Here is a 13,000-nt window from a genome sequence, read left to right on the forward strand (position 1 = left end):
TAAAAAAAGGCACTCCTGCCCTTTTTTAATCTGGATGATTTATTTTACTTTGGTTTTACGGATCATCTTGTACAGAACTTTGGGTGAAATACGGGAAACCAGTACGCCCAGTTTTTCTTTCTTGCCACCAACCACAATGTATTCCTCGCCCTGCTGTAACGCCCTCACCGTCTGTTTAGCAAAATCATCAGCCTCTAAACCATTTTCAATCGCTTCATCCTGCTTGGCTTGCGGTTTGCCTTCACCATTTAAGGCATTAAAAGAGACATTGGTTTTGACAAAGCCCGGGAAAATCACCGAGACCTGAATACCCTGATCCGCCACTTCAGCACGCAGGCTATTCGCCCACATATGTATTGCACCTTTGGCAGCGGAATAAGATGCGCGATACTGTGTCCCCAGCAAACCTGCTACACTGGAAATAAATGCAATACGTCCAGACTGCTGTTTCAAGAAAGTTGGCAAGACCGTTTTAGTCAAAAATACCTGCGAGAAATAATCCACTTCCATAATGGCGCGTTCAGTCTGCATGGTGGTGTCGGCAATCAGGGCACGCTGACTTAAACCAGCATTATTGATCAGCCAGTCAATCCGGCCTTTATTTTCCAAAACCTTGGCATAGGCTTTTTCCACCTGGGTTTCATCGGTAATGTCAGCAATGACAGACAGATGCTGATCAGGATTAGGCAAACTGAGACGCACATTTTCCAGTTCTTCAAAACGGCGTGCCGTTAAAACTACCTGCGCTCCCTGTGACGCACATTCCTGCGCGACTGCCTTGCCAATCCCTGAAGATGCACCCGTGATCCATACCACTTTTCCATTTAAACTTTCCAGCTTTGCCATTGATCCCTCTATCTCTTTTAAATATCCGATGTCTGTTTTACTTCATCTTCTAAAAACGCTAAAAAATGCTCAAAGTAATGACTGATGGTCGGTGCATCATACAGGCTTCCCAACTTGTCAAAACGCTTATAACCGAGCTGTGTAGTTAAATTAATCACACCATTCAGGGTTTTATCAACCACCATATTGAACTTCAGCATGTTCTTGGGTTGACGTACCAGATGGGTAACCCCCTGATCCACCACTTCAATAAAGGTCTTTAAGGCAGGTGAAACACAGTGATGATTGCCACTTTCCATTTCTTTTACATAGCGGAGTAGTTGGATCGCCAGCGTCTTCTGAATGGGATAACGCACGTAATAATCGCCTTCAATTTCATGGGTCATTTCATAAAGATAATTCACCATTGGAATCAGCCGTTCATTGCCAAAAAATGAGACTGACCATGGCATATATTTACGTGTAGTCTCGACAATTTGCTGGACCACTTTTTCAGACTCGCGATCCGCAGAATTTGAAAGACGCGCAAGGCGGCCAAAGACCTGATCGATAATTTCGCAGGCAATATCCGTCAGGTTTTCACCCAGGGCTTTGGACAGACTGGTTTGATCACCACTATTGAGACGGGAATGAATATCGCGGAAACGATAGTGAGTTTCTGGCTGTATTTTCAGGGAAATGTTATAGCTCATCTTCTTATCCTTAATATTCATCTTGTTATTTAAATTTTGTGATGAGTTGTCTGGCGCTGTTGCTATCATACGATGAGTTCAGCTTACTGCCAATTGCTTAAAGTTTGCTTTTGGTTAAGCTGCCGCAGCTGCCATTTTTTTTGCTACAATAGATGCAATTTTTTATCCACTTTTGATCTGTTCGAACTATGACTGATTCAGCGCAAAATATTGCTACAACTTACGATCCGACTGAGATCGAGAAAAAATGGTACCAAACCTGGGAAGAGCGCGGTTACTTCAAGCCGTCTGAAAAAGGCGAGTCTTTCTGTATCATGATTCCGCCACCAAACGTCACCGGTAGCTTGCACATGGGTCATGGTTTTAACAATGCCATCATGGACGCGTTAACCCGTTATAACCGTATGTCTGGTAAAAATACTTTATGGCAACCGGGTACTGACCATGCAGGTATTGCAACGCAAATGGTTGTAGAACGTCAGCTTGGTGCAGAAGGCATTAGCCGTCATGACCTGGGTCGTGAAAAGTTCATCGAAAAAGTATGGGAATGGAAAGAACAATCTGGCGGTAATATTACCCGTCAAATCCGTCGCTTAGGTTCTTCTGTAGACTGGTCACGTGAACGCTTCACCATGGATGAAGGTCTATCTAATGCAGTGAAAGAAGTGTTCGTTAAACTGCATGAAGAAGGCTTAATTTACCGTGGCAAACGTCTGGTGAACTGGGATCCAAAACTGCAAACTGCCCTTTCTGACCTGGAAGTTGAGTCTGATAAAGAAGAAGCAGGCTCACTCTGGCACTTCAAATACTTCTTTGAAGATAAATCACTACGTACACACGATGGTAAAGATCACATCGTTGTGGCAACCACTCGTCCTGAAACATTGCTCGGTGATACGGCGGTTGCGGTTGCATTGGATGATGAACGTTATGCGCACTTGGTCGGACAAAACATCATCCTGCCAATTACAGGTCGTGCTGTTCCAATCGTTAAAGATGAATATGTCGATAAAGAATTCGGTACAGGCTGTGTAAAAATCACCCCTGCGCATGACTTCAATGACTATGAGGTGGGTAAACGTTGTGAATTGCCTATCATCAACATCTTCAACAAAAATGCTGAAGTTCTTGCTGAGTTTGAATACATCGCGAAAGCAGGCGAGCAAATCTCTAAAACCATTCCTGCACCTGCGGACTACATTGGTTTAGAGCGTTTCGAAGCTCGTAAAAAGTTAGTAGAACAAGCGGAAGCTGAAGGCTGGTTAGACCAAATTCAACCGTACACCTTGAAACCACCTCGCGGTGACCGTTCAGGTGTGATCGTTGAGCCGTTATTGACGGATCAATGGTATGTGAAAATCGCACCACTTGCGAAGCCTGCCATTGAAGCGGTTCAAGATGGTCGTATCAAGTTCGTTCCTGAGCAGTACAGCAACATGTACATGGCCTGGATGAACAACATCCAAGACTGGTGTATCTCACGTCAATTATGGTGGGGTCACCGTATCCCTGCTTGGTACGATGCGGAAGGTAACGTATATGTTGGTCGTGATGAAGCTGAAGTTCGTGCGAAAAACAACATTCCTGCTGACGTTGAACTGAACCAAGACGAAGACGTACTCGATACCTGGTTCTCTTCAGGTCTTTGGACATTCTCAACTTTAGGTTGGACTGGCGACGAAGCGAAAGATAAAGAAAACTATTTCTTAAATACTTTTCACCCGACTGATGTTCTTGTAACAGGTTTCGACATCATCTTCTTCTGGGTTGCTCGTATGATTATGCTTACGATGCACTTTATGAAAAATGAAGATGGTACACCACAAGTGCCGTTTAAAACTGTGTATGTACATGGTTTGGTACGTGATGGCGAAGGTCAGAAAATGTCTAAATCGAAGGGCAACGTGCTTGACCCATTAGACTTGATTGACGGTGTTGATCTTGAAACTTTAGTACAAAAACGTACCACAGGTTTGATGAATCCGAAACAAGCGGCGAAGATTGAAAAATCAACCCGTAAAGAATTCCCTGAAGGGATTCAATCTTACGGTACAGATGCGGTTCGTTTCACATTCTGTGCGCTTGCGAACACAGGTCGTGACATTAAGTTCGACATGAAACGTGTTGAAGGTTACCGTAACTTTGCCAACAAAATCTGGAACGCAACGCGTTTCGTGATGATGAATGTCGAAGGTCAAACCATTGGTTCAGAAGCACGTCAAGACCTTTGGGAATTACCTGAACAATGGATCGTAAGCCGTCTACAAAAAGCGGAACAAGCGGTACAAACAGCATTTGCGACTTACCGTTTAGACTTGGCAGCACAAGCGATTTACGAGTTCATTTGGAATGAATACTGTGACTGGTATGTGGAACTGACCAAACCAGTTCTGAATGATGAAAATGTGTCTGAAGAGCGTAAAGCTGAAGTACGTCGTGTTCTTCTTTCTGTGATGGAAGCGTCTTTACGTTTGGCTCATCCGTTGATGCCTTACCTGACTGAAGAAATCTGGCAAACACTTGCACCGAAACTGAATATTGTTGGCGAAACCATTATGTTGGCGCCTTACCCTGTTGCTGACCAAGCGTTAATTAACGACCAAGCTGAAGCAGATATGCAATGGCTTCAAGGTTTGATTGGTGCGGTACGTAACATCCGTGGTGAGATGGGTCTAGGTAATGCGCGTTTGTTGCCTGTTCTTCTTCAAAACACAACAGATGCGGAAAAAGCACAGATTGCACGTATTGAACCGTTGTTTAAAGCATTGGCAAAAGTTGAAAGCATTACGTTCCTAGCTGATGCTGAACAACCGCCATTGTCATCGTCTTCTGTTGTAGGTCATGTGTCTGTATTCGTTCCAATGAAGGGCTTAATTGACCCGAAAGCGGAATTGGGTCGTCTACAAAAAGACTTAGACAAGGTTCAAAAACAGCATGACCAAATTGCAACTAAACTTTCTAACGAAGGTTTTGTGGCAAAAGCACCTGCGGCTGTGGTTGAAGGCGAGAAAGTGAAACTTGCTGAGTTTGCTGACCAGTTAGCGAAGATTAAAGCGAATATGGAGCAAATTGCGGCGCTTTAATGTGTTGTTAGTTTGATCTAATTTGTGTAAAGGGCTGATTATTCAGCCCTTTATTTTTATAATTATGATTCATATAGCATTAGATACCAGTGGTATTGGCAAAAATAAAAGTCAAAAAGATGCTTCCTATTTGGCTCTCAAGAGACTAATAAAAGCTAATCTATTAACAGTACATGCTCCTTATGTAGTACAAAGAGAATTAGAAACCCAAGAATTAGAATATTATCTGAAAGAATATCGCCAACTTAAAGAAAGCCTTAAGAAGTTTTTAAGAGTTCCAAAATCTCCATTGGTACATGAAATTATTAATGATATTAAAAAAAAGATTGAAGAATCAGAAGTTAATATCAATGAGGATGCTGATTCATTTTCACAATCTTGGTTAAGGGGTTTAAATGCAAACATACAACCAATCGATACTAATCAAGCTATTTCGGCATTAGAGGCTTATTTTAGAGGAATAGCTCCACTAACATCGCCTAAAAATAGAGAAGATATTCCCGATAGTTTTATCTGCCGTGGAATTGAAGAAATCAAGAAAAATTTCTCTGAATTGGTCATTATTGCCAGTGATAAAAAAGTAGTTAATACTTTTTCTAAATTGCCAGATTATAAAATTTATCCAAATGTAGATTTTTTTATCCAAAGTACTGATATACAGGATAAATTGAAAGGGTTGGATATTATCGATCGTCAAATAGGAAATGTATTATCTTTCATACAACGTTCAGAAATTAAAAATCCTACTATTCAGGATTATTTAGCAGATTACATAAGTGAAGAAATCTGGAATAGAAAAATCTATGACATCTCCTATTCAAATGATGAAAATGAAGCAACCATTTCTTCAGCTTATCAAGGAAATAATATTGATATAGATCTGAGTAATCCCATTCACTATGGTGAGGATCAATTTGGCTTCCATTTTAACTTAAAGGTTGAAGCAGAAATTGAGTACTTTATAGATAAGCATGAATATTATAGTCGTCTCGACGATGAGTGGGCCGTATATGTAAGTGATTGGAACGATCATGTATTCGAAGCTTCAGAAACTCGTTTATTAGATATTTCTGGTATCGTTTCAATAAAAATTAATACTACATCACTAAATCTGAGTGAAATTTCTCAACTAGGTGAAGAAGAATTCGATGAATATTTTCATGACGTTTATCGAGAAGCCGAATTAAATATCGAATCTATTGAAAAAATTGTATCTGACAAAGAAAATCTGTTATCAGGACCCTCCTATAGGGAGAGGTAATGGCATTTGATTTAGTACCTACGTGGATTCCACAATGGAATTCCCTCTCCTTTTAGGAGAGGGTTAGGGAGAGGTGTTTTTTAATATTCCTTTCATTATAAATTCTGCCCTCACCCTAGCCCTCTCCCCGAGGGAGAGGGAACTTTTCCATTTTTTAGTTTTAGCTCAGTACACACATTCCATAAATCTTCCAACACCACACCCGTCCGCCCTAACACATCATGATTCCAATACCGAACCACCGTTAAACCCAAAGCCTCTAAAAACTTTGTCCGTTCAGTATCATATTCAATGGCATCATCCATTCCATGCTGACCACCATCCAACTCAATCACTAAACCAATTTCATGACAGTAAAAATCTACAATATAAGGTTGGATCACATGCTGACGACGAAATTTAAGATGCATAAAACGCTTGGCACGCAGAACTTGCCACATCAGGTGTTCTGCATCGGTGGCAGTATGGCGCAGGGATTTGGCAAAGATAAGTAGTTGGGAATCGAGTGTTTTGTTCATGAGATTTTGTTTTTATAATTTTGCGGGAGGATAACAGATTTTCATAACCTCTCCCTAACCCTCACTTGCGCTTCGTTTTAAAGCAGTGCTTTAAAACTTGCTCAGGAGAGGGAACTTTCATTTTGGATTCAATGAAATTATAAAATCACGTGCAGCACCCTCTCCCTATGGGATGAGAAGCACTGCTTCGCAAAGGGTGAGGGAAACTAAAGAACTTGATGCTCTATCAACATCTCTACCCCACTCATCTTCTTCATATATTTCAGCCTTTCTTTCTCCCCTTTTAACTGCTTTTTCATCGTTGAAGTATCTGCATCCACCTGCTTATATAAATCGGTAATTTTCACCTTGCCTATATAGCCTTTTTTATTCCAGCTCAAAAATTGAATAATTTCTTCTATTTGCTCATCCAGTTTCTGGCTTTGCATATCCAAAGCCAATTGATAAAACTTCATCTGCTCGGCACTTAAACCTTTTTGTGAAACACCCCGATTCTGCTCAATCTGGATTTGTAATTTCAGTAAATAAAATAAATCTTGCGCTGCATAGGCTTCATTCGCTCGTTGCAGTAACTCAGTCTTTTCTACTTTTTTGGTTTCATCTGGTTCACGATCCGGGTGAATGGTCGCAGCAATTTTTAAATACACTGTTTTTAAAGACTGCTCTGCCAACTTTGTAACCTGTTCCAGTTTTTCCTGCTGGCGTTTAAGCTTGGCCTGCTCTCTTGCTTGTCTGTACTTTTCCCTATCCCATTCTTCAAAATCTTCAGGTGCCACCTGATCCGAAGTATCGTCATCAGCAAAGAACAGCTCAACATCCTTTACGCTTTGCTTTTTATTTTTTCTGGCTTGGGTGTATTCAATATGTTGTTGATAGTAATTGTAAATCTCATCAACTATCTCGGCCTGTTGTTTTGATAAAGATTGGGAGTCGGTTAAATAAGCCGTAAGATACTGGATTTTAACATCTAGCTGCGTCGCCTCGGCCTTGGAAAATTCTGCCTCATGCAAATGCTTCCATAACTGTTCCAGTTACTGAAACAGTACTGTATGTAACTCATGATAGACCGGCATCAAGGTTTGACGGGTATATTGCTGAATCTGTTCCTGCGCCTGCTGCCACTGCTTCAGTTCAAGCTGCTGCTGTTCAATTTTATCAATCAGACGGTTCAGCTTTCTCTGCTGCGGTGAAAGCTCGGCATCGGGCTGAACAGTGGTTTTTAAATCAAAAGACATAGCAAACATGCAAAGCAAATAAATGCTATTTTATCCCTAAAACTTTTAAGTGACTGCTGATTTACTGCAAATAAAAAAAGCAGACCGCAGTCTGCTTAATGGAGTTATCAATTAATTTTCAACAATAACCCGTCCATTTAAGGGCTGAATCGGACGATTATTCGGATGTCCCATAAGTTTAGCGAACGCTGCAATCTGTTGTGCCGAAGCCTGCTGAATATCTTTTAGAATTAGCCAGCGTACCCCTTCCGAACATGGTGGTGTCGTCAGTGACCCGCTAAAGCGATAATAATCAAGGTTTTTAGGCAGCATCTGATTTACCGGTTGCGGCTTGCGTAATACCACTTTTTCACCTTGTTTTTTCGGCAAACGATTCCACATACGTTTGAGCATCTGGCTTTCTGCACCCTGCTCGAATATCATGCCGACCACAGCCAGCTCACCTTTAGTATTGGCATGCACAAAATGAATTTCTAGTGGATAGCTTTTACCCTTGATCAGATTTTCACTCGGGCTATGCAAATGAAACTGTTTCAGCACAAAGGTATCGCCGTCCAGCTGCAATTCGCCACCTTGAGCAAAATCCACCTGCACGGTATGACCTTTATTCTCGATCGCATGAATCATGGTGTTATAGCTGAACTTTAAAGGTTCCAGTTCTGCCTTTACGCTGCCTTCGATATTAATAGGTGACTGATTTACGCTATTACATGCAGCATATTTATCGCTCAGTGAACCCCACTGATGGGTATGCTTATAATCCCAGTCTGCATCCGCATATGCCGTATTCATTAGTCCAAAAGCAACTGCACATAACATAGCCTTTTTCATCTATTCACCCACCCTTATTATCAATCATCTTGTCAAAATGCATGAATATTCATACATTAATTTTCCATACGATATAATTAAGCAACTGATTTATTAATAAAATAATATCTATAATAATGATTATGATATTAAAAAATTCAGACGGGTATTATTAAAACAGAGCGGAAATTTGAAACAAGCACAAAAGATTCCATTCTCAAACTTGAATGTCGTTGGAGTTTTATAGTTTTGTTATTAATTGAAAAATATAATATTTTTAAATTGGTAATTCATGTTCATCATCGGCTAATTGATAACTGATGATATCGAGATCTTACCTGTATAAACATAATCACTAAACTTCGCATCCAAGTTCATTGCTACACTCAGTTCACTTAAGGAAATATGAGCTAAGCCTATGGATTTTTTCACGATTTTTATCCATGACACTGACTGGACCTTTATTGGCGAAATTCTGCTGCGCTGCTTGGTCATGTATACCATGATCATTGTATTCTTGCGCCTGACCGGTAAACGTGGGGTACGTCAACTTTCTATTTTCGAAGTCGCAATTATCTTGGCTTTGGGTTCGATCGCAGGGGATCCTATGTTCGATGAAACACTGCCTTTGCTGCAGGCGTTTATCGTCATGGCTACCATTATTATTTTATACCGTCTTACCACCTACCTGACCATGCAATATCAATCCTTCGAAGATCTGCTCGAAGGCAAACCGCTTTATATTGTGGAAAATGGTGAAATGGTGCTTGAGCATATTTCCAAAGGCAAAATGTCGCATGATGAATTCTTTGCCGAAATGCGTCAGCAAGGTGCTGAACATTTGGGACAAATTCGTACTGGACTGCTAGAAAGCGATGGTAAATTCAGCATACTCTTTTACAGTCCCGAAGAAGTCCGTTATGGCTTGCCCTTATTTCCTAAAGCCCAAAAGGATCTCATTACAAAAGTTGAACCACATACTTATTATGCCTGTCTGCATTGCGGCAACGTGGTTTTGCTGTCTAGTCCAGATGCGATCTGCCAGCGCTGTAAATATTGCAAATGGATCAAAGCCATCAATACCCAGCGTCAGACTTAATATTTGAGATAATCCAGCACTTGAGCCAGATTCTGGATCTTGTGTTCTATCTGCTGTAAAGGCGTATGGAATCCTTCCATCCATAAAGTCTGCATACCGGCATTCTGTGCACCCTGAATATCATTGACAGGATGGTCTCCAATATAAAGACAATGCTCTGGAGCCACAGCAAGTTTTTGCGCAGTATATTGAAAAATTTCAGGATTTGGTTTACTGATGCCAACCAGACCTGAACTCATGATTTCATTAAAATAATGAGCAAACCCCAGCCCGTTAATAATATTCATCCGGGTGTCATGTCCACCATTGGAAATAATCGCTAGCTTATAATCTGCGGCTTTAAGTGATTGCAATAAGTTTTCTGCTTGCGGCATGGCGACGGCAAACTGGCCAAAATTCTGGAACCAGAAATCACTCAATTCTTCTAATGCTGGCTGAGATTGCCAGGACAATTCTTGCAGAAGCGCAAAAGCGACTGATCCACCAATTGTGGAATGGGTCAGCAGTTCTTTTTTCGGATAGCCACCATTATCAATACGGCGTACGATCTCGGTAATTTTTGCGATATCGGCTAGATTTAGCATCTGACTATATTGCTCTGCCAGATAGCGACTATAAGCCTGCACACTCAAATCGCGATGTGTCAGTGTATTATCCAGGTCAAATAAAACAGCTCGTACAGTCATAATAGTTACATCAAACTTTTGTGTTTACTTTAACAGCTCAAACCCTGCGGCTAATGGGTTTAAACTCATAAGCTATACAAAATTCCATATAAAAAGGCGATGTAAAAACATCGCCTTTTTTTCAGCATACAAAGTCTAAATTAGAATTTGTATTCGAAACCTGTACCTAAAAGGAACTGATTATCTTCATCGGAACCTTGTTCAATCGTCAGGTAGCCTGCTGTACCGTACACTTTTACTTGTTTAGAGAAAGCATAGTCAACACCAGCAAGGATTTGCTTAGCTTCAAAGTCAGAAGTAGCATCATCAAACGTTACATCGCTATAGCTATACTGCCCCTTCACTGTCCAATTTTTAGCATTTGGAAAGTTATATTCCGCACCTACCAACCAAGCTTGCGCATCGTCAATATTACGAGCAAAGGCAGGGGCAACATTTACAGTTCTTTCATCCGGTGTATCTGCATCTAATACTACGTTAATAGGTGTACTTGCATTTGCATTTTCAACTTCAGAAACTTGGTACAAACCACGGATTGACAAACCATTATCTAAATTTACACGACCAATAGCACGAAGCGTATTTAACTCAGTTGTAAAATTAGAACGCACACCTACATCTCTTGAGTCAGCGTTCAGGAAACCACGTGCCAATAAACGAGATGGAATTGCTTTGTCATAACCTAAACCAGCAACAAAAGTTTTGTCTGAATAGACTACAGAAGAAGACCAGGAATCACCTAGGCCACGACCAGCAACAGTTGAACCACCTTTAGTTGCTTTAATAGTGTCATTACCTTCACCGGTCGCTAATTGAAGTTTAGCTTCGATCTTGCCTTCACCTACTTGGAAAGCTGGTGTTTCATAAACAAGTACATTATCAATACGGTTTTCACCAGCCATGATACCTGCGACATCGGCATTGTTAGCTACATAGTTATTGAAGGTATCTACTACAGATGAAAGTTGCTTTACTGGCGTATCAATTTTACCAACTTTTAATGCACCAATTTTTTCATCTTTTAAACCGATTAGAATATTACGTGGTACAAAAACGTCATTGCTACTATTTGAACCTTCATCACCATAGAAAGTAAATTCTGCTTGGTAAAGTGCACTTAGTCGGTCAGTTAGCTTTTCATCCCCTTTTAAACCAAGGAATGAGTTATTTGAATTTAGGTCAGTAATATGACGATCTTCTACGCCATTTTTATTATCTGCCTGTACATGGTCAACAGAAAGGTCAATTTCACCATAGAAAGTTGGTGCTGCAAAAGTTGTCCCCGCCAATAGGCTCAATGCAATCGCTGTCGCTAACTTGGTTTTCATTTCAATAATCCTTTGGTTTATTTTGTAACAAATCATACACAACGTCTTTATATTACAAAATTATTAAAAATGTATTTATATATTCTTTTTAGTACTTTAGGCTAATATTCAATCAAACATTTGATTTAGATAATTTTTCAATCAATTTTACGGTATTTTATCCAACCGCTTATCGGGATTAAGCACAATATTGCAATAAAAACGATGCCATACAGATAATCCTGATAACCCAATCTATCCCCTAATATTCCACTTATGCTGTAAAGCCCGCCACTCACCGTCGCCATGATCGCTACTTGAAATGTAAAGTCCGTCCCCGCCAGATGTTTACGGCTGTATTGCATAACTAAAGTCAGCATCACGACTAATAACATGGCAGAAATCATATCTTCAGCCGCATTAATCAAGTAAATCACCATGGGTGCAACTGACTGTTTGGCTTCGTATTGCATTGCCAGCCAGGCATACGCTATTAAGGTGATAATTTTGATAATTGAGAAAGCCATCAAAGTTCGGGCACGGGAAAATATTTTCAGGCACCAGCCCGCAAGTCCTGCTCCAATCAGTGCTGCAAATGCACCGAGCATAGTCACGTAAATCCCGATCTGGCTAAAACTCAGTCCCATATCTACCATTAACGGTTTTAATAGAGGTCCAGACAGGCCATCCGCAATTTTAAAAGTCACCAGAATCGCCAGCCACCAGCGTAAAGTAGGCTGTTGGAGAAAATATTGAAAATAGGTTTTTAACTGGAATTTATTTTGCTGAGCTTTGGCAATCTCGTTCAGGTTTTCATGTTGCGGCTCTTTAAATAAAAGTATTGGTAAAGTATTCAGAAAGACCAGAGCTGCTAAAATCAGGAACGTCGTTTGCCATTGCAGGACATCCAAAAGCCATAGGATGGCACCGCCACCGACAATAAAACCCAGACGTGAACCCATCACCTGAAAGGTATTGCCCCAGTGCTGCTGTTCATTTCTCAGAATATTGACCGCGAGTCCATCCGTAGCAATATCCTGTGTCGCCCCAATGCCATTCATAAATAGCAGTGCCACAAAAAAAGCCAGCAGATAAACTGGCTGATTTAATGCCTCAATTGGTATAAAGGACAGGATGATGAGTACGATGACAGACAATAACTGTGCGGGAATAATCCAGCTACGATAATGGCCTTTTGTAGAACCATAACGATCGACTAAAGGTGCCCAAAAGACTTTGATTGACCAAGGCAGCATCAGCAGGCCGAATCCCCCAATATGCGTCAAAGATACACCTTGAGCACGCAAAATTACTGGAAGTGCATGCGTCATAAATCCCACCGGTAAACCTTGCGCCCAGTATAAGGAAAATAGCAAAACATAGAGGTTGCGCATGGCTGGCATTAAAAGTCCTTGGCTGATCAAACATTCCAGAAAACATCATCTGGCATGGATATTTTGCCA

The 13,000-nt window shown here is 40.8% G+C and carries 10 protein-coding genes and 1 pseudogene; 3 read left to right on the forward strand and 8 right to left on the reverse strand.

The genetic code is table 11. The annotated features are described in order from the left end of the window. Window positions 1-39: 39 nt before the first annotated feature. Together FSC11_RS10785 and FSC11_RS10790 are read right to left on the reverse strand one after the other, a co-directional pair. On the reverse strand, window positions 40-846 hold the full coding sequence (locus FSC11_RS10785; RefSeq protein WP_163166819.1) for an SDR family oxidoreductase: 807 nt from the start codon (window positions 844-846) through the stop codon (window positions 40-42). Window positions 847-863: 17 nt separating this feature from the next. Continuing rightward, window positions 864-1,538, reverse strand: a complete 675-nt coding sequence (locus tag FSC11_RS10790; protein WP_163166821.1) for a hypothetical protein — start codon at window positions 1,536-1,538, stop codon at window positions 864-866. 188 nt (window positions 1,539-1,726) lie between these two features. Here FSC11_RS10790 and FSC11_RS10795 point away from each other — a divergent pair, with 188 nt between their 5' ends. Together FSC11_RS10795 and FSC11_RS10800 are read left to right on the forward strand one after the other, a co-directional pair. Further along, window positions 1,727-4,621 (forward strand): valine--tRNA ligase, encoded by a 2,895-nt coding sequence (locus FSC11_RS10795; protein WP_163166823.1) that lies wholly within the window; start codon window positions 1,727-1,729, stop codon window positions 4,619-4,621. A gap of 22 nt (window positions 4,622-4,643) precedes the next feature. After that, window positions 4,644-5,882 carry a PIN domain-containing protein gene (locus FSC11_RS10800; RefSeq protein ID WP_227590980.1) on the forward strand — a complete coding sequence of 413 codons (1,239 nt, stop codon included), beginning with the start codon at window positions 4,644-4,646 and terminating at the stop codon, window positions 5,880-5,882. A gap of 110 nt (window positions 5,883-5,992) precedes the next feature. Here the strand turns inward: FSC11_RS10800 and FSC11_RS10805 are convergent, their stop codons facing one another. From FSC11_RS10805 to FSC11_RS10815, 3 genes and pseudogenes are all read right to left on the reverse strand, one after another. After that, a complete protein-coding gene (locus FSC11_RS10805; RefSeq protein ID WP_163166827.1) occupies window positions 5,993-6,400 on the reverse strand; it encodes an endonuclease domain-containing protein in 408 nt (135 codons plus the stop codon). Between the two features lie 206 nt (window positions 6,401-6,606). Beyond that, window positions 6,607-7,635, reverse strand: a pseudogene (locus tag FSC11_RS10810) (molecular chaperone DnaJ). 111 nt (window positions 7,636-7,746) lie between these two features. Beyond that, the gene (locus FSC11_RS10815; protein WP_163166829.1) at window positions 7,747-8,466 is read right to left on the reverse strand and encodes a carbonic anhydrase; all 720 of its coding nucleotides are present in this window, start codon (window positions 8,464-8,466) and stop codon (window positions 7,747-7,749) included. Between the two features lie 397 nt (window positions 8,467-8,863). Here FSC11_RS10815 and FSC11_RS10820 point away from each other — a divergent pair, with 397 nt between their 5' ends. Further along, window positions 8,864-9,544 (forward strand): DUF421 domain-containing protein, encoded by a 681-nt coding sequence (locus tag FSC11_RS10820; RefSeq protein WP_163166831.1) that lies wholly within the window; start codon window positions 8,864-8,866, stop codon window positions 9,542-9,544. Here FSC11_RS10820 and FSC11_RS10825 read toward each other — a convergent pair. The 3 genes from FSC11_RS10825 to FSC11_RS10835 form a co-directional block, all read right to left on the reverse strand. Beyond that, a complete protein-coding gene (locus FSC11_RS10825; protein ID WP_163166833.1) occupies window positions 9,541-10,230 on the reverse strand; it encodes an HAD family hydrolase in 690 nt (229 codons plus the stop codon). The two genes, FSC11_RS10820 and FSC11_RS10825, sit on opposite strands and share 4 nt — an antisense overlap. 140 nt (window positions 10,231-10,370) lie before the next feature. Further along, window positions 10,371-11,558, reverse strand: a complete 1,188-nt coding sequence (locus FSC11_RS10830) for a porin (protein WP_163166835.1) — start codon at window positions 11,556-11,558, stop codon at window positions 10,371-10,373. Window positions 11,559-11,695: 137 nt separating this feature from the next. Further along, window positions 11,696-12,940: an MFS transporter gene (locus tag FSC11_RS10835; protein ID WP_163166837.1), complete on the reverse strand. Its 1,245-nt coding sequence runs from the start codon at window positions 12,938-12,940 to the stop codon at window positions 11,696-11,698. Window positions 12,941-13,000: the final 60 nt, after the last annotated feature.

It is taken from the genome of Acinetobacter schindleri, from assembly GCF_010918895.1.
Taxonomy (GTDB): domain Bacteria; phylum Pseudomonadota; class Gammaproteobacteria; order Pseudomonadales; family Moraxellaceae; genus Acinetobacter; species Acinetobacter schindleri.

Bases quoted from the DNA above. Each gene is read 5' to 3' on its own strand.
- FSC11_RS10785 (WP_163166819.1), bottom strand. From the start codon at position 846: ATGGCAAAGCTGGAAAGTTTAAATGGAAAAGTGGTATGGATCACGGGT.
- FSC11_RS10790 (WP_163166821.1), bottom strand. From the start codon at position 1,538: ATGAGCTATAACATTTCCCTGAAAATACAGCCAGAAACTCACTATCGT.
- FSC11_RS10795 (WP_163166823.1), top strand. From the start codon at position 1,727: ATGACTGATTCAGCGCAAAATATTGCTACAACTTACGATCCGACTGAG.
- FSC11_RS10805 (WP_163166827.1), bottom strand. From the start codon at position 6,400: ATGAACAAAACACTCGATTCCCAACTACTTATCTTTGCCAAATCCCTG.
- FSC11_RS10815 (WP_163166829.1), bottom strand. From the start codon at position 8,466: ATGAAAAAGGCTATGTTATGTGCAGTTGCTTTTGGACTAATGAATACG.
- FSC11_RS10820 (WP_163166831.1), top strand. From the start codon at position 8,864: ATGGATTTTTTCACGATTTTTATCCATGACACTGACTGGACCTTTATT.
- FSC11_RS10825 (WP_163166833.1), bottom strand. From the start codon at position 10,230: ATGACTGTACGAGCTGTTTTATTTGACCTGGATAATACACTGACACAT.
- FSC11_RS10830 (WP_163166835.1), bottom strand. From the start codon at position 11,558: ATGAAAACCAAGTTAGCGACAGCGATTGCATTGAGCCTATTGGCGGGG.
- FSC11_RS10835 (WP_163166837.1), bottom strand. From the start codon at position 12,940: ATGCCAGCCATGCGCAACCTCTATGTTTTGCTATTTTCCTTATACTGG.